Source organism: Bacillus sp. 95MFCvi2.1, from assembly GCF_000374965.1.
GTDB lineage: Bacteria > Bacillota > Bacilli > Bacillales > Bacillaceae_G > Bacillus_A > Bacillus_A pseudomycoides.
Genome location: NZ_KB895690.1, coordinates 48,221 through 73,947, shown reverse-complemented (window position 1 = coordinate 73,947; position 25,727 = coordinate 48,221). Strand labels below are relative to the sequence as shown.

Annotated in this window: 20 protein-coding genes, 1 riboswitch and 2 other annotated features; of the genes, 4 read left to right on the top strand and 16 right to left on the bottom strand. The window is 36.5% G+C overall.

Features of this window, described 5'->3' with window-relative positions; all coding sequences use genetic code 11:
* Positions 1–5 precede the first annotated feature (5 nt).
* The 5 genes from C568_RS0100285 to C568_RS0100260 form a co-directional block, all read right to left on the bottom strand.
* On the bottom strand, positions 6–773 hold the full coding sequence (locus C568_RS0100285) for an ABC transporter ATP-binding protein (protein ID WP_029426823.1): 768 nt from the start codon (positions 771–773) through the stop codon (positions 6–8).
* A gap of 548 nt (positions 774–1,321) precedes the next feature.
* Positions 1,322–3,247 (bottom strand): threonine--tRNA ligase, encoded by a 1,926-nt coding sequence (gene thrS, locus C568_RS0100280; protein ID WP_018780403.1) that lies wholly within the window; start codon positions 3,245–3,247, stop codon positions 1,322–1,324.
* A 46-nt stretch (positions 3,248–3,293) separates the two neighbouring features.
* Positions 3,294–3,521: a binding site (T-box leader), on the bottom strand.
* A gap of 36 nt (positions 3,522–3,557) precedes the next feature.
* Positions 3,558–3,784 (bottom strand) — a binding site (T-box leader).
* A 133-nt stretch (positions 3,785–3,917) separates the two neighbouring features.
* On the bottom strand, positions 3,918–4,625 hold the full coding sequence (rluF, locus tag C568_RS0100270) for a 23S rRNA pseudouridine(2604) synthase RluF (protein WP_003197651.1): 708 nt from the start codon (positions 4,623–4,625) through the stop codon (positions 3,918–3,920).
* A gap of 282 nt (positions 4,626–4,907) precedes the next feature.
* Positions 4,908–5,528: a DUF4937 domain-containing protein gene (locus C568_RS0100265; RefSeq protein WP_018780402.1), complete on the bottom strand. Its 621-nt coding sequence runs from the start codon at positions 5,526–5,528 to the stop codon at positions 4,908–4,910.
* A gap of 123 nt (positions 5,529–5,651) precedes the next feature.
* Complete coding sequence (locus C568_RS0100260) at positions 5,652–6,455, bottom strand: hypothetical protein (RefSeq protein WP_018780401.1); 804 nt, start codon at positions 6,453–6,455, stop codon at positions 5,652–5,654.
* A 142-nt stretch (positions 6,456–6,597) separates the two neighbouring features.
* Here C568_RS0100260 and C568_RS34525 point away from each other — a divergent pair, with 142 nt between their 5' ends.
* Complete coding sequence (locus tag C568_RS34525; protein ID WP_006096871.1) at positions 6,598–6,759, top strand: hypothetical protein; 162 nt, start codon at positions 6,598–6,600, stop codon at positions 6,757–6,759.
* A gap of 64 nt (positions 6,760–6,823) precedes the next feature.
* On the opposite strand, the gene C568_RS0100250 is transcribed toward C568_RS34525, so the two are convergent.
* The gene (locus C568_RS0100250) at positions 6,824–7,132 is read right to left on the bottom strand and encodes a hypothetical protein (RefSeq protein ID WP_018780400.1); all 309 of its coding nucleotides are present in this window, start codon (positions 7,130–7,132) and stop codon (positions 6,824–6,826) included.
* A gap of 195 nt (positions 7,133–7,327) precedes the next feature.
* Between C568_RS0100250 and C568_RS0100245 the strand changes: the two genes are divergently transcribed.
* Both C568_RS0100245 and C568_RS0100240 read left to right on the top strand, forming a co-directional pair.
* The gene (locus tag C568_RS0100245; RefSeq protein ID WP_018780399.1) at positions 7,328–7,912 is read left to right on the top strand and encodes a hypothetical protein; all 585 of its coding nucleotides are present in this window, start codon (positions 7,328–7,330) and stop codon (positions 7,910–7,912) included.
* A gap of 270 nt (positions 7,913–8,182) precedes the next feature.
* A riboswitch (glycine riboswitch) is annotated at positions 8,183–8,305 on the top strand.
* A 106-nt stretch (positions 8,306–8,411) separates the two neighbouring features.
* Complete coding sequence (locus tag C568_RS0100240) at positions 8,412–9,779, top strand: alanine/glycine:cation symporter family protein (RefSeq protein WP_018780398.1); 1,368 nt, start codon at positions 8,412–8,414, stop codon at positions 9,777–9,779.
* A 63-nt stretch (positions 9,780–9,842) separates the two neighbouring features.
* Here the strand turns inward: C568_RS0100240 and C568_RS0100235 are convergent, their stop codons facing one another.
* The 3 genes from C568_RS0100235 to C568_RS0100225 are packed head-to-tail and all read right to left on the bottom strand — an operon-like array spanning position 9,843 to position 12,164.
* Entirely contained in the window at positions 9,843–10,790 is a 948-nt protein-coding gene (locus C568_RS0100235) for an MBL fold metallo-hydrolase (RefSeq protein ID WP_018780397.1), read from the bottom strand.
* Between the two features lie 57 nt (positions 10,791–10,847).
* Positions 10,848–11,360 carry a DinB family protein gene (locus C568_RS0100230; RefSeq protein ID WP_018780396.1) on the bottom strand — a complete coding sequence of 171 codons (513 nt, stop codon included), beginning with the start codon at positions 11,358–11,360 and terminating at the stop codon, positions 10,848–10,850.
* 39 nt (positions 11,361–11,399) lie between these two features.
* Positions 11,400–12,164 (bottom strand): DUF3891 family protein, encoded by a 765-nt coding sequence (locus C568_RS0100225; RefSeq protein ID WP_018780395.1) that lies wholly within the window; start codon positions 12,162–12,164, stop codon positions 11,400–11,402.
* Positions 12,165–12,402: 238 nt separating this feature from the next.
* Between C568_RS0100225 and C568_RS0100220 the strand changes: the two genes are divergently transcribed.
* The gene (locus tag C568_RS0100220) at positions 12,403–12,675 is read left to right on the top strand and encodes an HU family DNA-binding protein (protein ID WP_018767205.1); all 273 of its coding nucleotides are present in this window, start codon (positions 12,403–12,405) and stop codon (positions 12,673–12,675) included.
* Positions 12,676–12,708: 33 nt separating this feature from the next.
* Here C568_RS0100220 and C568_RS0100215 read toward each other — a convergent pair whose 3' ends face one another.
* From C568_RS0100215 to C568_RS0100185, 7 genes are all read right to left on the bottom strand, one after another.
* Positions 12,709–13,257 (bottom strand): hypothetical protein, encoded by a 549-nt coding sequence (locus C568_RS0100215; protein WP_018780394.1) that lies wholly within the window; start codon positions 13,255–13,257, stop codon positions 12,709–12,711.
* Positions 13,258–13,370: 113 nt separating this feature from the next.
* A complete protein-coding gene (locus tag C568_RS0100210) occupies positions 13,371–14,135 on the bottom strand; it encodes a 4'-phosphopantetheinyl transferase family protein (protein ID WP_029426821.1) in 765 nt (254 codons plus the stop codon).
* 161 nt (positions 14,136–14,296) lie between these two features.
* Positions 14,297–15,751, bottom strand: a complete 1,455-nt coding sequence (locus C568_RS0100205) for an MDR family MFS transporter (protein WP_018780392.1) — start codon at positions 15,749–15,751, stop codon at positions 14,297–14,299.
* A 2-nt stretch (positions 15,752–15,753) separates the two neighbouring features.
* Positions 15,754–15,975, bottom strand: coding sequence for an MbtH family protein (locus C568_RS0100200; RefSeq protein ID WP_016114820.1), 222 nt, complete (start codon positions 15,973–15,975; stop codon positions 15,754–15,756).
* Complete coding sequence (locus tag C568_RS0100195) at positions 15,972–23,126, bottom strand: amino acid adenylation domain-containing protein (protein ID WP_018780391.1); 7,155 nt, start codon at positions 23,124–23,126, stop codon at positions 15,972–15,974. The genes C568_RS0100200 and C568_RS0100195 overlap by 4 nt, the downstream gene beginning before the upstream one ends.
* Positions 23,127–23,140: 14 nt before the next feature.
* A complete protein-coding gene (locus C568_RS0100190) occupies positions 23,141–24,061 on the bottom strand; it encodes an isochorismatase (RefSeq protein ID WP_006094823.1) in 921 nt (306 codons plus the stop codon).
* A 46-nt stretch (positions 24,062–24,107) separates the two neighbouring features.
* Entirely contained in the window at positions 24,108–25,724 is a 1,617-nt protein-coding gene (locus C568_RS0100185) for a (2,3-dihydroxybenzoyl)adenylate synthase (protein WP_018780390.1), read from the bottom strand.
* Positions 25,725–25,727: the final 3 nt, after the last annotated feature.

Here is a 25,727-nt window from a genome sequence, read left to right as displayed (position 1 = left end):
GCCCCCTATTTGGATTCAGCCGCTGAGCCCATATGAGCAAGCACACCTAAAATATCTTGATAGAAATCCTCTCGTGTTCCTTGGCGTTTCAATTCTTTATAGAGTAGCCCATCTTGAATAAATAGAATCCGCTCACAATAACTTGCACTAAATGCATCATGCGTTACCATTAATATACTTACTCCATGATTTTCATGTAAGTCTTGCATCGCTTCTAATAAACTCTTCGCATTTTTGCTATCAAGTGCTCCTGTTGGTTCATCCGCTAATACAATGGCCGGATTATGTACTAAAGCTCGTGCTGCAGCTGTTCTTTGTTTTTGTCCACCAGAGACAGCTGATGGATATTTTGTTAAAATTTCAACAATATCTAATTTCTGTGCAACCTCATTTACTTTCCCGCTTATCTCACTTGAAGGCACTCCTTGTAGTGAAAGTGGCAAAGCAATATTCTCATAGATCGAGAGATTTTCAAGCAAATTAAAATCTTGAAAAATAAACCCCAGTTTTTGAGAACGGAAATCTGATAAAACGTTCCCCTTCATTGAAGTAATATCTGTGCCTGCTATCGTCACACTTCCTCCTGTCGCATGATCAAGTGTACTAATTACATTTAGTAGTGTCGTTTTTCCAGATCCAGAAGGTCCCATAATCCCAACGAATTCCCCTTCTTGTATCGTAAGCGATACCCCTCTTAATGCTTTTGACTGGCTTTCATTTCTTTTGCCATATGTTTTCTCCACACTTTCTACTGTCACTACATTTGTTGCCATTCCTATCACTCCATCCCTTTTGTATATCATTACTTTGTCATACATTTCTTAGATTTCTCCTACATAAATTCTTAAGATTTTTTTAATTTTTCATTTTTTTATAACAAAATTGATAAAAAATCTTATATCCTTTACTTTCTTTTTTAATATTCTCACTTTTACTCACAATCTTCCTGCGATTTATCTTACATTCACCTTACATTTTTGTAAGGGGCAAAAATAACAACCTAAAATCCCCCACCTACACTTTGCTGAGAAGCGGGCGCTTCTAAATATATTAAGACAAACATAATTTAAAATAAGTAAAAATGGAGAGGAGAGCCGTCGACATATATTAAATCAGACCATGGTTATATCCTTTACAAGGAATCTAGTGGAATGAATATAGTTTTAGAGATTAAAAAGAAGAATGATGGATGGAAAGTAGAAAATAAACAGGTTAAAAATGATTTTTAACGACGAACAACTTCAAATAATTTCTTTATGATAGTAAAAAACACACTACTTACTTAAAGTAGTGTGTTTCAACCCGATTGATTTATGATTTATTACTTAGATCCTTTATTATAAACTTCCTTCCGTATACTTTCCATAAATGCAGATAGCGAAACCACTTCAGATTTTTCTTCACCATATTTACGCACATTTACAGATCCATTTTCCATTTCTTTATCCCCAATAACAAGAATGTATGGTATCTTTTGGAGCTGTGCCTCTCGTATTTTATACCCTAGTTTTTCACTACGAGCATCTCGTTCGGCGCGAAGGCCAACGCTCTTTAACTTTTCTTCAATTTCCTTTGTATATTGTTCATGTACTTGATTGGAAACAGGAATCACCTTTATTTGAACCGGAGCCAACCATGTTGGGAATGCCCCTCCGAAATGTTCAATTAGTATTCCTAGGAAACGATCAAAAGAGCCTAATACAGCACGGTGAATAACAACCGGTCTTCTTTTCTCATTTCTTTCATCAATATAATTCAAGTCAAATTTCTCTGGCATTTGGAAATCAAGCTGAACTGTTCCACATTGATGGCTTCTTTGTAAAGCATCTTTAATATGAAAATCAATTTTAGGTCCGTAAAATGCGCCATCTCCTTCGTTCACTCTATAGTTATAATTTAATGATTTCAGCACATTCTCGAGAGACGATTCAGCTTGGTTCCATAACTCATCATCACCCATTGAATCTTCAGGTCTTGTTGAAAGCTCCACTTCATATTCAAAACCGAATGTTCTATAGACATAGTCAATTTGTTTTAACACTGATTTTATTTCACTTTCTATTTGCTCAGGTGTCACAAATAAATGTGCATCATCCTGACAAAATGTACGAACTCTTAATAATCCATTTAATGCACCGCTGAATTCGTGGCGATGTACTTGACCAAATTCACACATTCGAATTGGTAAATCGCGATATGAATGTAGCTTATTTTTAAAGATAAGCATGTGTCCAGGGCAATTCATCGGTTTTAATGCAAAGCTTTTGTTGTCTACCTCTGAAAAATACATATTATCTTTATAATGATCCCAGTGCCCTGATTCTTCCCATAGCCCCTGATTCATCATAATGGGAGTACGCACTTCTTGGTAATCATAGTTTTGTTGTATTTCTCTTAAAAAAGACTCTAATTCATTTCGAACGATTTGTCCTTTCGGTAAATAAAAAGGCATTCCTGGTGCTTCTTCCGAGAACATAAATAATTCAAGTTCATTTCCTAACTTACGATGGTTTCTCTTTGCTGCTTCTTCTACAAAATGCAAATAGCTTTCTAATTCTTTTTGAGAAGAAAACGCAACGCCATATATACGCTGAAGCACTTGATTATTACTATCCCCGCGCCAATATGCACCGGAAACGTGAGTTAATTGAAATGCTTTCAGGTAGCCAGTTGACGGTAAATGTGGACCACGACATAAATCAACAAATTCTCCTTGTTTATAAATCGTTACAATCTCATTTTCAGGGATTGCTTCTAAAAGCTCCAACTTTAGGTGATCATTTACATCTTTGAAAAGCTTTTCTGCTTCTTTTCGAGTGATTTCAACTCGCTCTATTTTCAAATTTTCATTCACAATATTCTTCATTTCTTTTTCAAGTTTAGGTAAGTCTTCAACACCTATACTACTTGGAAGATCCATATCATAATAAAAACCATTTTCTATAACAGGTCCTACGCCAAGTTTTACATCACCGTATATTCTCTTTACAGCCTGCGCTAATATATGTGCAGAAGTATGTCTTGCAACTTCTATTCCTTCCTCTGAATCCATAGTTATAATTTGAATTTTGGCATCCTGTTCGATATTTCGACGTAAGTCAAATAATTGATCATTCACCTTTCCGGCTACTGCTTTCTTTTTTAAACTTGAACTAATTGAGGCTGCAATCTCTTCTAGAGTAATTCCTTTTACATAGTCTTTGGCACTACCATCTGGAAAAATAATGTTAATCATCTGTTTTCTCATTTTAATCGCTCCATTTCATAAATAAAAAAGCACACTCATCCCTAATAATAGGGACGAGCGTGCTTTTACCCGTGGTTCCACCCAGATTCCCATCATACTAAACATACAATGGCTTCTTTTGCGGTAACGTCGCTTACACGGCACTAGATACTTTTATTTTCCCCAGTGCAGCTCTAAGGTGGTAAGTTATTTCACTGCGTTAGGAAGTTCTCAGCACTCCTTCCCTCTCTGTATAACCGTTAAAAATAACTCGTGTCCTTTTCTTCGCTTATTATGAATTTAAAAATAAAAAAGCATACTCATCCCTAATAATAGGGACGAATATGCTTATATTCGTGGTTCCACCCAGATTCCCATCATATTAAACATACAATGGCTTCTTTTGCGGTAACGTCGCTTACACGGCACTAGATACTTTTATTTCCCCAGTGCGGCTCTAAGGTGGTAAGTTATTTCACTGCGTTAGGAAGTTCTCAGCGTTCCTTCCTTCTCTGTACAACCGTTAAAAATAACTCGTGTCCTTTTCTTTGCTTTTAATAACACATCCATTAATTGTTATTTACTATACCCTATTCATTTTATTTTTGCAAGTGTCAAAAAATATTTTTTGTTCAATAAAAAAAGGGAAACCAAAAACAATTTTCATGTTTTTTGATTTCCCCTATCTTTTTTACCAATCTTGTGGTTCGTAGTTTAAGTCTGCAAATAATCTTTTTTTCTCTTTCTTCGTTAAATCTCTCCACTGTCCAACTGGTAAATTATTCAACTGGATATTCATAATTCGCGTACGTTTTAATGTGTATACTTGATAACCTAAAGCTTCACACATACGACGAATTTGGCGATTTAATCCTTGTGTTAAAATAATTTGGAATTCATATTTTGATAACTGTGTTATTTCACAAGGAAGTGTTTTTGTTCCTAAAATTTTAACACCCGCTGCCATTTCTTTTAAAAATTCAGGCGTAATCGGTTTATCTACTGAAACAATATATTCTTTTTCATGTTTATTTTCAGCACGTAAAATTTCATTAATAATATCGCCATCATTCGTTAACAAAATTAAACCGTCTGAATCTTTATCAAGACGTCCAACGTGATTAATTCGTAAAGGATGATTCACTAAATCGATAATGTTACCTTTAACTGCCTTTTCACTTGTACATGTAATACCTACTGGTTTATTTAAAGCGATATACACATGGTCTCGAGCAATTCGAAGCTGCTCTCCATTTACTCGCACGTCATCACCTGGTTGTACTTGGTCACCTATTTTTGCAACCTTTCCGTTAATAATTACTCTTCTTTCATTAATTAACTTATCTGCTCCGCGTCTAGATGCTTTTCCAGATTCACTAATAAATTTATTTATACGCAAGTTAGGCACATCCTTTTTTCTGAAAATTTCAAGCTCACACTGCTTCTACCGTACAATAACAAAAGGGTAAGCCTCCTAATATAACTTAAATATATTAACACGAAAGGGTATCTGACGTCTTCTATAATTTTCATGTTTAAAAGAAAAGAGTTCGTCTTATTGAACTACATACCAATAATACATTCGCTGCATGCCTTCTACTTTTAAACTAATAATTCATACAACTATAACTACTAAAATCATTCATCCTAGATATACACCATTTATTCACTTTTTTTATAATTAATATACAGACCATTCTTTTATACACGCAACTTGCTTTCCATTTATATTTTCAACATCCTCGGTTACATTAGCTAACTCATATAATCCAGGAAAAATTTCTTTCACATAACGCTGATGTGACATTTCATTTTCCCAAAAAGAAAGGACGACATAGCGATTGGAGTTTTTAAGAGATCTTCCCACAACGCCGCCTAACATTCCTTCTGATTTTTCCATTCCTTTATTCCAAATTGTTTCTTGTATATGTAAAAAGTTCTCTTCCCTGTCTCTTTTTACATCACAAACTGCTGCTCTGACAAATAGATTTTTTGCAAGTACATTCGTAAATGGAGTAGCTTTTATATCAAATAACGTTTGAAATAACTCTATTTCACAAGATACATACGTATCCTTTTGATTGCTATTATGAAAAATTGGATCATGCATTTCATTCATAAATTTTTGATATGTATTCATGTTTTCCCATACAGTAAATATACAGGCCTCATCTTCATCCCAGCCTCCGAATTGTCCATAAAATCCCTCTAGATTTTGTAAACCTCTCCATTTCTCTTGTGCCTCTGAAAACAAACCCTTTTTCTCTTTTTCTACCTGACAAAATATCGTTTTTAATAACATATAGATCCCCCCTAATTATATATTCCGTATTCCTTTTGCAATGATTGCTATTTCTTCACCTACTATTTAAAAAATCAAACACTTTTATTTACATAATAAAATTACAATCTATTCAATTGTTTTTTAAAAATACTGATTCGCTTCTTTTATCATCCAATCTCCCAGTAACTCTAAAAAAGACAAAATCTCTGTTATGTCGTCTATAGGATTAACTGCATATTGCAGCGCTTTCCTCATATTTTGTTCTTGCTCTGGAAAATGCTTACTAAACAACTCATACGCTGGATGAAGGTCTCTAGAATAAAGTCCTTCTTTATCAATTGTTAATGCTAATCCTGCTCTAACTATGATTTTCATAATCCAGCGGCAACAATCTAATATATCTTCCCTACCTTTATTATGAATTAATTCTTTACATGCTTGTTCAATTTGTGGCTGTAAATGTATAAGATGTTCACGTGCTAATTCTCGACTTACTTTACATTTAGGTAGCTGTGATCTTATATCTTCACCGAGTATACATACTCCATGTGTTTGAATCATAAAACTTATAAACGACAAACGACTGGAATGTAACACTTCTTCAACATCATAAAAACTTAATTCCACCCCAGATATACAATCAAATTTTTGGAGCACTTGTTGTTCTATACTTTCGATCCATTCCAAGTCTAGTGCCTTCGGATCTTTTCGAACTAATATAATTGTATCTATATCTGCAATCCCCTCTATTCCAATCCCTCTTGGAACAGACCCCCTAATGTAAATGCTATGGAGGTCATCCTGCAGCATATGAAAACATATATCCTGTACTTCTTGTATAACTTTGAGAAAGACTGGTTGAATATTATTCATATGTGAATCATTAATAATGTATCCTTTGTCATCTACAGGACAAAACCGACCTATTTTCTTAATAATTGACAATCAATCCGCCCATTTCTATATAAAGTGTTATATGCAAATTAATTATAAATCAAAAAATTAAGAATAAAAACAAAAATACACTTTATCGTAGTATTATTATAATGCATTTACTAAATAACCCAATAAAAGGAGTATGTTGACAATGAAACTCGCATTCTCAGTAACTGATTCAACTCATATTCAAAAGATTGAAGCAGAAGGTTTGAAACTACTAAACGAATTACAAAGCTTCATACCTTTATTGCGTGAAAGGGTTACATTTCTCTTACGATTACATGCAAAAGAGTTCGGATTGTTATCTTAAATAATAAATAGGACACAAACAAAGTAATCATCCTGTTTATGTCCTATTCCCCTGATATCTTAATCTACTCTTCAAACAAGTAATACATATTTCCCCCTGGATAATGTAATACAATTACCTTCCTATCTCCTTTTTGAAATACTACAGTATGCCCATCTTCTCCAAGGTTTTCCCATCCTTTTGCTTTTGATATAGGCATTAGACTTATATATTGATAATGTGCTTGATTTTCATCTTCAATATGAATAGCTGACATAGAAACTGGAAAATCTTTAATCTTTGATTCTTTCGTCATAAATATTAGCGCTAATAGCCCTCCTAAAACTCCTACCATAATAATATTGGAGTATATTTTCCGTCTCTTTTTCTCCATCAAAATCTCATCCTTATATGTTAATAAAAGGAAAATCCTTTAATGTTTTATCGGTTTTTACCATACAATGCCATTTATTATTGGACATTTATTTCACAAATCTTTTTTTCGACAAAATATAACAATTTTCAAACGTATAACTTGTTATTATAGATTGAAACATCTCATGTTTTGCATATTAGGAGGAATTACTAAATGAAAAAATTGTTTCATAAAAAATGGTGGCTTTGTCTTTTTAGCACGCTGATAATTGCCAGCATTGGAGTCATTGTTTTTTTGAACTACACGAAAGAGAAAAAAATTCAAACTACTAAAGAGCCTATCGATAAAAAAATCTATCAACAAGAATTAAAATCCCAAATTGATTTACTTACTACAAACTACGATACTATCGTGGAACAGGAATGGTTACCAACATGGACTGAACTAAATTCAAAATCAGGTAACATAAATACAACTGAATTACTGGATAAAATGAATCATATAGCGAACCAATTCAACGAGATTTCTAAAAAAACGGAAACATTTAAAGCTGAAGAAAGAATGAAAGACCCTGCACTGAAGCAGAAAATAAATCATTTTAAAACCGCGTTTATAGCCGCTTCAAATTGTATGGAAAATGCCGCATTATCTATTACACAAGGCCTAAACAATGAGAAACCCTTAAAAGATAGTTTAGAAAATGCTACGCAATCTTTAGGTCTTGCTGATCAAAATATTGTCATGGCTTTATCTACGTTAGCTGAACTAGAAGGCATATTAGGGATAACCAAAAAATAAATTGACGACATCATTCCCTTTCATTTTAAAAGATAAAAATTTTGTTCAAAATTATTTTCCAATAAAAAATGATTGCAATTCATTTATAAGGAACCTATAATGTTGTTTATTGATTATGTATAAACCATTTCATATCAATATAATTAAGTTTTTAATCACATAATTCGGATGAACCATTCAGGAGAAGATCAATTGATCTACCGACGGGGCAAAAAGTTGATGACTCAACTTTGAAACTCTCAGGTCTTGGTTACAAGTAGAACTGCATGGGGACGAATCTCTGGAGAGACTCCCTCTCGCCTATCATATAGTGCAGAGGAAACAGAGCACCGAAGGAGCAAATCCGCTTATATTAGCGGATAATCTCTCAGGTAAAAGGACAGAGACAAGCGAAAGAAAACGCCGATTTGTATCGGTTTATTTTTCTATTCCTTGTTTCTCCAGAGACCATTTCATTTATGTGAAGTGGTTTTTTATTTTTTCTAAAAGGAGAATAAATATGGAGACAGTAAGTAAAGTATTAGAACAAATCAATCACTACGTATGGGGATTACCGACCTTATTCCTTCTAGTCGGAACTGGAATCATTCTCACAGTGCGCCTAAAAGGTTTACAGTTTAGTAGACTATTATACGCTCACAAACTAGCATTTCGAAAATCAGAAGACACATCTTCTTTGGGAGATATTAGTCATTTCCAAGCACTCATGACCGCAATGGCCGCAACTATTGGGATGGGAAATATAGCCGGTGTCGCAACAGCTGTTACAATCGGTGGGCCAGGGGCAATATTTTGGATGTGGATCACTGCCTTGTTCGGTATGGCCACGAAATATGCAGAAGCAATCCTCGCGGTAAAATATCGTGTAAGTAATGAAAACGGTGAATATTCCGGTGGTCCAATGTATTACTTAGAACGTGGTTTAGGGAAAAAATGGCTTGCTATTTTATTTGCCATTTTCGGAACAACCGCTTCTTTTGGAATCGGAAATATGGTGCAATCGAATTCCGTTGCAGAAGCTATGAGAATAAACTTTTCGTTTCCCCCTGCTTTAACTGGTATATTAATGGCTTTCTTAATTGCGATTGTTATTTTAGGTGGCGTAAAAAAAATCGGAAAAGTCACTGGATTTTTCGTTCCACTTAAAGCTTTCTTTTATGTAATTTCTGGTCTCATTATTATTTTTTATCACTTTGATCAAGTCCCAGAAGCATTTTCACTTATTTTTTCTGGTGCATTTCAAGGTACTGCAGCGGCTGGTGGTTTTATCGGTGCAACCGTTGCTTCTGCTATTCAAATTGGGATGGCACGCGGAGTATTTGCCAATGAAGCAGGCTTAGGAAGCGCTCCAATTGCTGCTGCTGCTGCAAAAACAGATTCACCTGCCAAACAAGCGCTTGTGTCAATGACAGGAACTTTCCTCGATACCTTTATTGTTTGTACAATTACTGGTTTAGTATTAATTACAACAGGTGCCTGGAAATCTGGAAAAACTGGTGTTGAAGCAACAACACTCGCTTTCCAATCTGTATTTGGCGATACTGGTAGTATGATACTTGGTATTGCAATCATATTATTTGCCTACTCCACTATTTTAGGATGGTCTTATTATGGTGAAAAATGTGTAGCTTATTTATTCGGACAAGGTGCTGTGAAATACTATAAAGCCATCTTCATTGTAATGATTGCAATTGGTGCCAACTTAAAACTCGGAATCGTTTGGACATTTGCTGATATCGCAAACGGACTTATGGCTATTCCAAACTTAATCGGTCTAATTGGATTAAGTGGTGTTGTGGTAGCAGAAACAAATCGTTTCTTACAAGCTGAAAAACTCAAAACATCAAATAAAAAAACAGCAAGTTAATCAACATTTAATGCCAAGGGTATCCCATATAGAAATAGGATACCCTTTATTTGTATTATTTCTTTATTTCGTAACATTACTTTGCAAAATTGATAATTCCATTACTTTTTTTAAATACTTTAAGTTTGATGTGAAAACCTCAGGAGCATACCAATTTTTATAAGCATTCGGACATTCGATCTCATCAATACTTGTATTCTCTCTAACTAATAACGTTAATTTCTCCATGTACTCTATCACTTTTCTCAAGTCTGTTTTTACACCTACAGGGCCATGTCCTGGTACTACCTTTTCAATTTCAAATTCCTCAATCATTTCTAACATACCCTTCCATTCTTGAAGATTAGATTCTTCAAAAAAAGTAGGATGTGATTTCACAAATAACAAATCACCCATAAAACAAACCTTCTCTTTAGGTAAGTAAAGAATCGTATCACAAACGGAATGCCCTCCGCCTAACGTAATTAATTTTGCAGTTCTCTCAGAACCATGTATAGTAAATTCATTTTGGAAAGAATATTGGGGTAATACAAGTTGCAATGTAGGTAATGAAATCGCTAACTGATTTAAGAATGAAATCTGTTTTTGTAAGCCTTCATCATTGGTTTGAATGAATTGATCTTGTAGGGATTGTATATATGTATGTAAACCTTCTATGTCTTGTTTCTGCTTATCAATTCTGGAAGGATGAATTTCTGCCATTTGCTCGTATGTTTTATGACTAGATATGATATTACAATTTTTAAAAACTTGATTTCCACGAATATGGTCTCCATGCCAATGACTGTTAATAACCCATGATATAGAGTGACCTGTTATTTTTTCTGCTAGCTCTTTTAAATCTGCAGCTGCTTGTTGTGTGTTAAACGTATCAAAAATAATCGTTTGATCTCCTATATCAACAAAACCGGCATTGGCTAAGGAGCCTCCTTCTTCTTTTGCAATTGCCGCGTAAATACCATCATTTAATTTCTCAATCGTAAAATGTTCGCTACTACATTCTTTATACATTTCTTTCCTCTCCTTCTATTCTCAGTATATTTGAATACTAAGCTATCATTTTCTCCATTAAGATTTTTGTTCTGCATGTAAATAAAATACAAAGTCCGTCATAGTAGATGGATAACCTAGCTGCCGCAACATAGCTGTTATATTTCCTCTATGATATGTTCCATGATTTACAACATGCTGCACTAATTCAGATACAGAGGTTTTTAATCTTCCAGCGTATGGATTATCAAGTAGAATTACCTGATTCATATCCTTTTGTTTATCCAAAAACACTTTATACTGCTGCGTTACTTTGTGGAACAGACTTTTCAATTCATCCATTGTTTTGTTTTCGACTTGCTCTTGTAACTCCTTTCCTACCTGTAACGCTTCAGCCATACTTTTACCATTTAAAATATGTAACCATACACAATCCACTACATAAATATGAATCAGTACCTTTTCTATAGAAGGAAATACACTTTGAACTTCTTGATAATACACCTCTTTAGGGAGCTCCCTTAGATGCTCAAGTATTCTTTTATTTGCCCATGTATGATAATCAAATTGTTTTATCATATATTGTTTCATATTCTATTCTCCTTTCCTTATTTTCACGTAACTACATTCTTACCTCACAAAATATAAATCTAATTTCTGAGATTCTACCTCCTTATCCGCCTTAACAATACCAATCTCCTCTATTCTATTCGTTAGCACAGATTTATATTTTACATACGTTTTAAACTCGCCTTCAAAAGGGAACGGTGTAATACGAATCGTTTCTTTATCTAACCACTCTGCCTTTAATCGTTCATTTGTGTTCTTATTAAAAGTTTCAGTTCCTTCAAATCCCTCTTTAAATAAATCAATTTCTTTTTCTTTCTTTACACCAGGTTCATTCATACAAGCATATAACGATAGCTCATCACAAAACTTTAAAAGTTTATAGTGTATATCGAACATATCATACTGCTCTGTTGTTAACGTTTTCAAAAATTTCTTTTGACGATCCAATTCCTGTTTATAAAACTTTATCATTTCATCGTCTTCTTGATTAAGAGGAAATGATATGAAATGTTTACTACAAAGTATAGCACCATAAGGATTTGTATGTTCAATCTCATTCAACCCTACGGTATAAAAAACAAATCTCAATGAACTTGGACAATCCATAAACGTATAAGGTGAATTTTTAGCATCATTCCAAATTGGCGTTGTATCTAAGCCAATCCATCCCCTATCATGTTCATAAATCGCATCAATACACTCTTTTAAATATGTTTTATCTTCAAATACATCTTTTCTAAATTTTTTTGCAAATTCTCCTGCCAAAAAACCATGATCATGCTGCCGAATTACTATTAATTCTTCTAGCTTTGTGCGAATAATCATTATAGAATCCTCCTTACTTCTATTTTATATATCGATTGTACTATAATCTATATATATCCTCTTTTTTCAAGAAACAATTCAAATAAATTCCTTCATACTTTGCAGGGATTCCGCCTCTTTCACCGAAATTAAGATAACAATGCAATCCTATCAATATTTTACATTAACAAAAATTTCTCTATCATATCACTCATTCCAAAAATAGACTTAGACAAAAAATTAATATGAGGTGAAAAAAATGAACAAAACTGAATTAATTAAAAATGTAGCCCAAACTGCCGATATCTCCCAAAAGGAAGCTTCAGCAGCTGTCCAATCTGTATTTGATACAATTGCGAATGCTTTACAAACTGGTGACAAAGTGCAACTTATTGGTTTTGGCACATTCGAAGTACGGGAAAGAGCTGCACGTACTGGCCGAAACCCACAAACAGGTGAGGAAATTCAAATTGCAGCTGGTAAAGTTCCTGCCTTTAAAGCCGGAAAAGAATTAAAAGAAGCTGTAAAATAACAATAAACCAGCCAATTAGGCTGGTTTATTGTTTTATTTCATGACCGCATATATATTATCCTCATGATATACTTCACAAATATAAAATAAGCATCTACAGTTGCTTACGATTTGATATTTTCTCGTAGGGTATATACTAGATTGTAATAAGCAGCCATCAAACAGTTCAATAATATTTCCAGAAGGCTGATATCCTTGATATAGCATGTTTTTTCTTACTTCCATTTGCTCAACTAGGTTTTCAATAGGAACGTTTCCGTCTTCTAACTCTTTCACAATTTCACTTGGTAATAGTGAGGTATCAGTAAAAATTAGATTTTCAGATAACACCTTTCCTTTGTAACTAATGGATGAAACTCGGTAAAGAAATGTTCCATTTTTATCAAAAAAGCTTTTCGCTTCTTTTGGAATATATTCCCTATCTAACATTTCTTGTTCCACAACATTGAACTGAACTATATCTTTCACAATATTTTCTAAAGACGTAATAGATGACGTCTCTTTAGAAAACAATAAATCTTTAACCATTTTAACTACTGTAGCATCAGCCAATTCTCTTTTTCTATTTTCCACTACTAACATGACTAACACCTCTTCTATATTTATATAATCTAGCAGCCACTCAAGCGAGCATTTTCACTCTAGGTATCTGTATTATTCGTACACACCTTCGTCAATTAAAGTATTACTATTCATTAATGAGGGAGAAGTCTACTACTCTGCAAAATCTTTCCGGCATCAAATTGCCTCATTTCTGTTACATCTTTGTTTAATAAAGCTATTGAAGCGACATAGTCTGAGCCAGGTTGCAAATTCATCAAAGTTGTAATCTCAACAAGCTGTGGCTTATCCTGAAAAACAAGTAGTTCCGGTAAATGATCTTGAGTTGATACAGTCAGATTAGAAGGTGATATCATTAAGCCTTCTCCAGTAGCCTTAAGTATAGCTTCCTTCCGCGTCCAATATGTTAAAAACCCTTCAATTCGCCTTTCAACTGGCAGTTGCATTAACTGAGCAATTTCTATATCTGTTAATACTCCTACTGCCATTTTAAGTACATCAATATTAGAATTTATTTGTTCTACATCTATACCAATAGGTGTAGATGTTGTAAACGCGACAGCAACTCGTTCTCCTGAATGTGATACAGATAGCTGTGGCATGCCTACAGGTAATTGTGGGCGTCCATGGGCTAGCTTACAAACTGAACAGGTTCGATCAATTGGTACTTGAAGCGGGGACATTGTGAGTTGTTTTCCCAGTACCAATCGACTAATTGCACATCCAAGCATAAATCTTGCTCGGTCCTCGGAATGATGGAACAAATTTGCTTTCTCACGCTCGATTTCATTTAGTAAATTATAGTGCCAACATTGCAAATCTGAAATTTGCGCCCACCATACTTGACAGTGATGACTTCTTAGCTCTGGTACTGAATCTACAATCTCCCAATCTTTCATAAAAATTCTCCCCTTTTCATATTCAATATCCCATACTAAGAAAAGTATGGAATCTATTCCAGCCTTCAACAAATATCTCCACTAGTATACAGGGAGTATCCCATCCTAATTTTTCATCATTACTATTGTAATAGAGAATCCTACCTAGATTTTTCACTCCATTATTCACCTGCAACTGCTTTTGAATGAGCCTCATTTGATTGGACTGCCGTTTTTTTCTTTGATGTAGCTATTGCATCCGTATCACGAATACGTAATGCAAATAATAATGCTACGAATAGGAATACAGCTGCACCAAGCAGGGCCATTTGATACGCTACAATACTAGCACTCTCATTTCCTGCTTCACCTACACTTTTATTTCCAAAAGCAGCTAACAGACTTGCAAGAATCGCAACACCGATGGCAGAACCTAATCGATTTTGCACATTAAAAATAGTTGTCGCTCTCCCCATTGAAGATGGATGAATATTATTAAAAGCTGAAAATTGTACAGCTCCTACAGAGTGACCTAAGAAAAAACCTATGCCAAACAGTAGTATTCGAATCATCCAAGGGTTTGTCTCCTGATTCACGAAGCTTAAAACAACAAATATAATCGCTGCACATAGCAAACCGGTAGAAATCAACTTACGTGGCCCAAGTCTTTTGTAAGACAAAGGCACAATTTGCGAAGCAATCATTAACCCGATTGCTTCTGGAAATGTTGTAAGACCTGTTTCTAGTGCCGACGCATGTAATACATTTTGATACATAAGTGGGAATATAAATAACATGCCCAGTAATCCAGCAGCCGAAAATAACGAAATGAGACTCATATTCCGAAATAAACGATCTTGCAGCAAACATAAGTCTAGCATCGGCTGCTTCACACGAAGTTCAACAAATACAAAGAGAATAATAAGCAAAAGTCCACCTAATCCTGTCCCTATTATTTCTGAGGAACCCCATCCTTTTGATGGCCCTTGACTCATTGCATATATCAACATTGCAAATCCTGGTGCGGAAAGCATAAAACCAGGTAAATCTAACCGCCCAGCAGTTTTTTCAATATGCTCTACTAAAAATAACGCACCAATTAGTAAAGCTACTATTCCAAACGGTAAATTAATATAAAATGCCCAGCGCCAAGACATATGATCCACAAAAAACCCGCTAACAATTGGTCCTATTGCAGGCGCAACAGCAATAGGCAAGACGATGAACCTAGAAATCTTCGGTCTTTCTTGTGGTGAAAATGTTCGAAATAACATTGCCATTCCTACTGGCGTCAATAATCCTCCGCCAGCACCTTGTATGATACGGAATATATTTAAGGCAGTAATATTATCAGCAATTCCGCATAGCGCGGAAGCAGCTGTAAATACAGAAAGAGCAATTAGGAATACTCGCTTTGTACCAAACCGATCTCCAAGCCACCCAGAAATAGGTAAAAACACAGCCAAACTTACTAAATATCCAACATTGACTGTCCCCATTGCTGAAGGTGGAACTTGTAGTTCATGACTAATCGTTTGCAGAGCTACATTTACAATCGTTGCATCCATAGCAGCCATAAACATAGCCGTTACATATACAACACTAACAACAATTTTCGGATTCAGCTTCAAATTCATTACTACTCCCCTACTGAAACGCACTCAAGTGAGTGAAGACTCTTTGGCTGCATATCACTCCAGTGTAATTCGATATACGCAAGACAAGCTTGTCTACTATCTTGTTCATGAACAACATCCCACCCGGCTGGTACATCGAGAAAGGCTGGCCAGACAGAATGCTGGCCTTCCTTATTTACTAACACTTTATACATAAAGTTATCGTTTTCAAATGGATTCGTCATACTTTATTTACCCCTTTCATCGCTTGCTGTCTACTAGCTAATACTTGTCCGATTTCTGTAAGTGGTCCTGGCTGACATAAGTCTTTATGTCGGCAATCAATATCATATTGTTCAATTTCCCCATCTATATAACTAAGCCATGTATCTGGAGAAATCGGATCAAACCATTCTGGTATGATTGTTGATCTAAAGAATACAAGGTTTCCATGAAATTGTTTTGGAACATACTTTCCTAAAAGACCAACAGAATTTACGTATGTTTCTTTCAAGTTCAAAATTGTTTCCTCTTCCAGACTCGCTAATGCACTGCCATCCCTGCGAAGTATATCAATAGCGTTTGCCATATCAAGTGGTTTTCCATCCATGTTATCTGGGTCGTATCCTCCTAATGCAAGTAGGGCAATAAGCGCTTCTTCCTCACTAGGCGCTTCTGTATTTGGTAAAAAGTGACCGGGATAAGAATCCAACATAACAAGCAGTTCAACTTCTTCTCCTTGATTTTGCAAATGAGTTGCCATTGCATGAACAACGTTTCCTCCGAGAGACCAACCTAACAACCTGTACGGCCCATGTGGCTGTATCTCACGAATGTGCTCAAGATAGTCAGCAGCCATTTCGTCTAATGATTTTGGAAGTTCTTCACTTTTTGCAATGCCGCGTGCCTGTACACCATAAATTGGATGATTGCTTCCTAAAGACTTCATTAATCCTGCATAACACCAGCTAAGTCCACCTGCTGGATGTACACAGAACATAGGTAACTCTTCACCGCTTGTTCTTAATGGCAAGATTACATCTAGCGCACTTTGGCTCGTCCCCATCTCAAGTATTTCAGCAAGCCCTGCAACTGTCGGTACCGCAAATAAGCTACCAATACTTAACTCTACTCCTAGCGCTTCCCTGATCCGGCTCATTAACTGCACAGCAAGTAAGGAATGACCGCCAAGATCAAAGAAACCATCATCAATGCCAATTCGAGGTAAATTCAAAACCTCTGTAAATAAATCACATAAAATTTCCTCTTTTGGTGTTCTTGGTCCTCGGCTTATCGTAGATACCATGAATTCAGGTGCTGGTAATGCTTTACGATCTAACTTACCATTTGGAGTTAAAGGTAATTCACTTATCATAACGAAAGCATATGGTACCATATAATCAGGTAGACTAAGTCCTACATATTGGCGCATTTCAGCTGTATCAATGTTTACATGTTCTGACGAAACAATATAGGAAACTAATCGCTTATCACCAGGCTGATCTTCACGTACAATGACAGCTACTTGTTCAACATGAGAGTGCTGCATAATAACGGCTTCAATTTCGCCAAGTTCAATTCGGAAACCTCGAATCTTAATTTGATGGTCTGCACGACCGATATAGTCTAATGTGCCATCTTGACACCAACGCGCCAAATCTCCTGTACGATACATTCGAGTACCAGGTTTCCCGTATGGATCTGCTATAAATCGTTCCGCAGTTAACCCTGCACGACCTAAATACCCACGAGCAAGCCCTGCTCCTGCAACATACATTTCTCCTACCACTCCTGGTGGTACAGGTTGTAAGTAATTATCTAATACGTATACTTTAAGATCTGGTATACTACATCCTATTAAGCTGTTTGCTCGTAAAGATACAATATTTTGATCCAGCTCGATATAGCTTACATGTACAGTTGTTTCTGTAATACCATACATATTAATAAGCTTAGGCGAATTTTCTGGATGACGACTATACCAATCTTCTAGACGACTTAATTCCAGTGCTTCTCCGCCAAAAACGACATATCGTAAGGAAAGCTTTTGCCCTAATTCAACATTTTCGCGATCTGCTTGCATAAGTTGATAAAATGCTGATGGTGTCTGATTTAAAACTGTTACCTTTTCCTGGACAAGCAGATTTAAAAATTCTCTAGGTGAACGACTCACAGTGTGTGGTACGACAACAAGACGTCCCCCATACAATAGCGGCCCCCAAATTTCCCAAACTGAAAAATCAAAAGCATAAGAATGGAACATTGTCCAAACATCTTCCGAATCAAATTGGAACCAATGGTCAGTTGCCCCAAGTAGCCTTATAACATTCTGATGAGGAATCATTACACCTTTTGGTCTTCCTGTTGAACCTGATGTATAAATTACATAAGCGATGTGTAAAGGTGATAGTGGCTGTATTCGTTCCACATTTTCTATATTCTCTTCACCATATTTGTTTAATGTCTCCATTATTTTGAAATCGTCTACTACAATCGTTACGGTCTCTGCACTCTCTATTGTCACTTGTGTGTTCGTAATCATACAGACAGGCCTAGCATCACTTAGCATGAATGAAATCCGATCCGATGGATAATCAGGATCTAGCGGTAAATATCCTGCCCCCGCTTTCAAAACTGCTAACAAACTCACAACCATATCAACAGATCTTGGTATCGCTAAAGCAACCATTTGCTCTGGACCTACTCCTTTTTCAATTAACAGACGTGCAAGTTTATTCGATCTCTTATTTAACTCTTCATAAGTTAGCGTAGTGTCCTCAAATACGACAGCGGTTGCATCTGGCGTTAAGCGAACTTGTTTCTCAAATAATTCCGGTAAGGTCATTTCAGGCGCAATTTGAAAGCCGCCATTCCATTTTTCAAGTACTGTTTGACGCTCTTCTTCGTCCAAAATTTCCAAACGCCCAATAGGTTGTTCTGGATCTTCTACTGCGTCTTCTAATAAATGAATGAAACGACTCACAAGTTTCTGAGCTGTCTCACGCTTAAATAAATCTGTACTAAATTCAAGTAAACCATGTAATCCATTTGGCTGACCTTCAGACGTACTACGTTCACTTATTTCTATCGTCATATCAAACTTCGAAGAACCAACACTCTTAATCTCAAGATGCGTTTCTAGATTCGGTATATCAAGTGTAGCCTCTGGTGTATTTTGAAAAGCTAACATAATTTGGAATAGTGGATGACTATTTCTCGAACGCACAGGGTTCAACACTTCAACAAGTCTTTCAAATGGAACATCTTGATGTTCATATGCTGAAAGGTTAACTTTACGCACCCTGCTTAACAGTTCACTAAAGCTAGGATCTCCAGACGTATCTGTACGTAAAACGAGTGTATTTACGAACAATCCGACAATATCTCCAAGCGCATCATCACTACGCCCAGCAATTGGACTACCTATTGGAATATCCGTTCCAGCCCCTAATCGTGTAAGTAATGCAGCAAGTCCGGATTGTAGGATCATAAACAAACTAACACCATTTTTACGAGCAAGCTCTAATAATCGTTCATGTAACTCTGGATTCACATGAAAATCTATCGTTTCTCCGCAATAGCTCGTTTCCACAGGACGTTGATAATCTGTAGGTAACTCAAGTTGGGCTGGTAACCCCTTCAATTCTTCTTTCCAAAACTCAATTTGTTGTGAAATGAGACTACCTTGTGCACTCTCATTTCCTAATAGTTCTTGTTGCCAAAGGGCATAATCGGCATACTGTACTGGCAGTGACTTCCACTGAACTGATTCACCTTTACAATGTGCTTGATACGCAGTTGCTATGTCTCTTGACAATGGGTTTAATGACCATCCATCCCCTACAATATGATGCAATAATACAAGTAACACATGTTCATCCGGATTTATTTCAAAAAGCTCCATACGGATAGCTGGCTCTTCTGCAAGATTAAAGCTATATCTTACAGCTTCAGCAAGTACTTTAGGTAATTCTGAATCAGTAGTCTGCGTAACAATTAAAGTAGGATTTGCCTCATTTGTCTCCAAAATTTGCTGATGTGACGTACCAAGCGTGTTAGGAAAAATAGTTCGAAGTGTCTCATGTCGATCGACGATATCATAAAATGCAGCTTGTAAAGCTTCTCGATTTAATTCACCAGACATTCGAATGACTACTGGAATATTGTAAGTTGGGCTTGGACCTTCTAAACAATTCAAGAACCATAAACGACGCTGTGCAAAAGAAAGAGGAACTTCTCTTGGACGCTCTACTTTCTGAATAGCTGGCCTTGCACTCTGCGTGCTATCTAATTGTTTAACTAGTTCAGCGACTGTAGGTGATTCAAATAGTTTTCCAATGCCTAATTCCACACCTAATGTTTCACGAATACGTCCCATTAACCGGGAAGCTAACAGAGAATGTCCGCCTATTTCAAAGAAGTTATCATCGATTCCAATCCGCGCTATACTAAGCACTTCCGCAAATAAATCACATAAAATTTCTTCTTGTGGATTTCTAGCTACGCGTTCACTAACAAGTAAATTGAAGTCAGGTGCTGGTAACACTTTCCGATTAATCTTTCCGTTCGGTGTCAATGGCAATTCAGACATCATCATAATTGCTGACGGTATCATATAACCTGGTAGGCTCCCTCCTGCATATGTTCGAATTTCTGCAAGGTCAAGATTTCCATCAGCATCAGGTACAATGTAAGCAACCAAACGTTTATCGCCAGGTCGATCTTCTCGAACGATTACAACGACTTGCTCAACATGAGGGTGCTGAGATAATACAGTTTCCACTTCAGATAACTCGATACGGAATCCATGAATCTTAATTTGATGATCTGCACGACTCACATAATCTAACGAACCATCCTTACGCCATTTAACAAGATCGCCCGTACGGTACATTCGTGTACCAGGTTTCCCGTATGGATTAGCAACAAATCGTTCAGCTGTTAATTCTGGCCTTCCTAAATATCCATTGGCAAGCCCCGTACCAGCAATATATAATTCTCCCACCACTCCTGGTGGTACAGGTTGTAAACCTGCATCTAGTACATATACTTCAGTATTCCAAATTGGTCTTCCAATAGAAGGTGTACCACTCTCTTCTTCATTCATATCCATGAAAGTTGACCAAATTGTTGTTTCAGTTGGTCCATAAAGATTTGTAACATGACAATTTAATTCTTTTAACCGAGACGCTAGATTCGATGGAAGCGCCTCACCACCAACAAGAACTTTAAGTCCTATTAATCTTTCTGGATAATCTGTTACAAGCGCATGCCAAAGTGTTGGTGTAGCTTGCATAATTGTGATGTTTTCCTTTTGAATGATTTCTGTTAATGCTGAAGAATCTTGAACTGCTTCTTTTTGGGCAATTTGAACGCTTGCTCCACTAATAAGTGGTAAATAAATTTCTAAAGCTGAAATATCAAACGCAAAGGTTGTAACAGCCAACAAACGATCATTTACATGTAATGAGAATTGATCTTGCATCGCCAATAAAAAGTTGCTTAAGCTTTGCATCGGCACAACGACACCTTTTGGCTTACCTGTTGACCCCGAAGTATAAATTGTATACGCAGGATTTAAGGGTGCTGCTCCATCAAATGAATCTAGGTTATTTTTCTGGTATCCTCTTAACTCTTCTTTTGTATCCTGATTATCAAGCACAACTCTTGTTATATGATCCCCATTCGGTAAATCACCTAAAACAGAAGAATGTGTTAGGATACAAGCAGGCTTAGCATCGCTTAATATATACGTAATTCGATCCTCTGGATATTCTGGGTCGATTGGTAAATATGCTGCTCCCGTCTTAAGAACTGCTAACATTCCGATAACCATCTCTACAGATCTTGGAAATGCTAACGCTACAAATTCCTTAGATTGAACTCCTCGTTCTAACAAGAAATGAGCAAGTTGATTTACTTGTTCATTTAATTCTTTATAAGTAAGTTCTATTCCATCACATATGACAGCAATAGAATCAGGAGATTTACTTACTTGTTTTTCAATGAGAGCAGGTACACTTACGAATGAACTTTCTTTCATAGTTTGATTCCACTCTACTAAATGCTTGCGTTCCTCATGAAGTAAGAGTTCCAGTTTTCCAATCGGTGAATCTACCTGAAGATCCGATATATCTTCCAGAAGATTCACAAATCTTTTTTTATGATTTATTAACTCTTCTAATCTATATACTTCAGGGTTTGCATCAAAATGAATCCTTAAGCCATTTCCGTCAAACTCGTTTGACACATTTATTGAAAGATCATCAACCGGTCCTGCCGAAAGATTATGTTTAACCCCATGATTTCCTGCAAAACTCAAGGCATAGTCAAATGGCATCACATTAATCATTGGACCAAATAACCTTTGATTTTCTCCCAATAATTTAAGATCTCGGCGTAATTCTTCATGACGATACTTATGATGAAAACGAATATCAAGAACCTCATTAGAAACCTGCCCGACAACCTCAGCAAGACTCATATTAGAGCTTATAGACAAGCGGAGCGGGACTACATTCATGACCATACCAGGGATATTGATCGATGCTGATCCTAAACGTCCCATCATCGGTAAACCTAGAACTATATCCTGTGTACTTGTTAATTTATGTATATAAATCGCAGTTGCAGCTATGATAAGATCCGGCCAATTCGCATTACAATCATGTGCAACCTTCCGCAAAGATTCTGTACTTAAACGAGACAAATGTGCTGGTTGGCGAAGAAATGTCTTCGATGTTCTAGGAGCACGTTCCGCTAAACTTACTACTTCTGGTTGATCTTGGAACCGTTCTAACCAAAAGCTATGATCTTTCTCAAATTGCTCCGATGCACGATACGCAGCATCCTCCTCTAAAATGGTATATAAAGAACCAAATGATCTCTCATCATACGATTGATTATTCATGAATGCCGTATATACTCTTGCTACTCTTTGCGCAAGTAAAGAAAATCCGTATCCATCCATCACAATGTGATGGATGCGCTGATACCAGAAGAAACGATTGGAAGCGACTTTAAAAAGCGCCTCCGTATACAGCTTGTCCTTTTTCAGATTCACTGGCGTAGATAAATCCACTTGCATCCACGCTTCAGCGGCTTTTTGGGAATTTTCTTCAGTACTAACATCAATAATATGCATATGAAATTCAGGTGAATCATCGATAACTTGCCATGGCCCTTTCGCATCTTCTTCAAAGTGAACATGTAAAGATTCAGCTTCCATTACAACTTTACGCACAGCTAATTCAAATGTTTTCACATCAACTGAACCATGTATTTCTATGTATTCACCCGTATTATAAATTGGATTTTTTGGATCAAGTTGCTGCGCAAACCACATACCCGTTTGCGCACCTGACAATGAATGACGAACCTTTTGACAATGAGACATTCGTATTTACCCCTTTATCTATCTGTATTTGATAGCACCTTTTCCTCTTGAGAGGACACCAAATTAAACCAGTCATAAATTGTTGGACGCTCAGCCAAATCTGCGAATGTAACTTCTACACCTATTTGGCGCCATTTCTCTACTAAACTCATAATTCTAACTGAGTCAAGCCCTCTATTTAATAAATCTTCGTTATCTCCAATATCTGCTGGTAATTCACGAAGCAATTCAGCAACTTGTTCACGTACCGATTGTAATGTGAATCCTGTATTTTCTTCTGCTGCAGACGTTTCTTTTAAACTTTGTAAATCTTTTAATAATAAATTCGTTATTATAGTTACTGCACATCGATCAGATGCGTACTGCAAAGCTTGTTTATGATGTTCTTGTGAAAAATCAGCAACCGCATCAGCGACGAAGAATGGTTGTATCCCATCCATAAATGCTTCGCATGCCGTTAAAAGACATCCAATATGTGCATAAACCCCACAAATAATAAGCTGATCACGCCCTTGTTCACGTAAAATCTCTAGAAGATTTGTTTTCTTAAAAGCACTATATCTCCATTTTGTAAGGAAAATATCATCCTCATCAGGAGTGAGCTCATCTACAATTTTCTTCTTGTGAGGCCCATCAGGAATACCCGCCCCCCAAAAATCTTGCAATAATCCTCTTTGCTCTAGCGTTTGTCCACCTGGTTGTGCAGTATAAACGACAGGAACACCAATTTCCTTACATGTTTTTCTGATAGATTGAATATTTGAAATCAGTTCTACTCTTGGTGATTCCTCTGCATGATATGCATCAAGAAAATACTCTTGCATGTCATGAATAAGAAGAACAGCACGTTTCGGATCTGGCTTCCACGTTACTTTATTATTTGGTAAATCTGACTCTAATGGCATTGGGTATACTGAGATAGCTGGAATAGCCATCTAATCACTTCCTTTCGAATTGTTAAGAATATTTATTTGTCATTTATTACTTCATGATAGATTTAAGTTTTTCAGCAATTGCCTTCCGTAATTCTTTCTTACTCACTTTTCCGACACCAGTCTGTGGAAACGAGTCTATAAATTCAATTCGATCTGGAATTTTATATGCCGCAATTCCTCGATCTCTTAAAAACATTTTCAAATGCCCTACAGTCGGTGTTTCCCCGCGAGCTATAACGAAAGCACAAGTACGTTCACCTAAATAATCGTCTGGCATAGATACTATTGCAACATCGTGTACCGCTGCATGCGCTAACAGATGATTTTCAACTTCTTCAGCCGCAACTTTCTCTCCACCACGATTAATCTGATCCTTATCGCGTCCTTCAACCACTAAATAACCTTGCTCATTTATTTTGACAAGATCGCCTGTGCGGTAAAAACCATCCGAAGTAAAGGATTTAGCGTTATGCTCTTCAGCTTTATAGTATCCACGAATTGTATATGGTCCACGAGTTAATAAACTCCCCACTTGACCTGGCTCTACGTCATTATCATATTCATCAACTACACGAACTTCATCAAACTCTGACATTGGTCTTCCTTGCGTATGAATAATGATATCTTCTGCATCATCAAGTCTCGTATAATTCACTAACCCTTCGGCCATACCAAAAACTTGTTGCAATGTACAACCGAATGCCGGGCGTATACGCTTGGCCACTTCCGCGCTAAACTTTGCACCGCCTACCTGTAAAACTTGCAGGCTAGATAAATCATTATTGCGTGAAGCTATTGCGTCAAGCCATACCATTGCAAGGGGTGGCACAAGTGCTGTAATCGTGACACGTTCCTTCTCAATAAGAGAGAACGCTTCATCTGGACTTCCCCCAGAAGCTAGAACAATCCGCCCACCTGCATATAACGTCCCAAGAGTTCCCGGCGAACTAAGCGGATAGTTATGTGCAACTGGAAGCACAGCAAGATACACACTATCTTGATCCAATTTACAAATTTGAGCACTCACTCTTAAACTATAAATATAGTCATCATGTGTTCTGGGAATTAATTTAGATAATCCTGTTGTTCCGCCTGATAGTTGTAAGAAAGCTACATCGCTAGATTTTACTTCTGGCAGATTGACCGGATTCATATAAAGATCACGAATTCCTACAAATTCCTCCGCCTCTCCTACAACAATTACATGTTGCAACGTTGGAACTTTTTCTTTTATTTCTCTTGCAAGTTTTCGATAGTCGAATCCAAGCTGTTTATCAGAAATAATATAAGCAGTTGCTTTAGCAAATTCACAAAAATAGCTTATTTCACTACTTCGGTGTGACGGCAAAGCAAAAACTGGAACTGCACCAATGCGAAAAAGCGCAAAGCAGACTTCGAAAAATTCCGTAATATTTGGTAAATGAAGAACCACTCGATCCGTTTGTTTAATTCCTAAATTTAGAAATCCTGCAGCTAATTGATCTACTCTTTTATCCAGTTCACTATAGCTTAAGTGTTTTTCGCCACTTGTCACTGCAATCTGGTCACCATGTTTCATCGCACGTTCTCGCAGCATCTCTCCAAAGGTCTCTCCGCGCCAGCACCCCTCTTCTTTATATCGATCTGCAAATTCCTTTGGCCACTCCTGGCATCCTGTTAACATCAT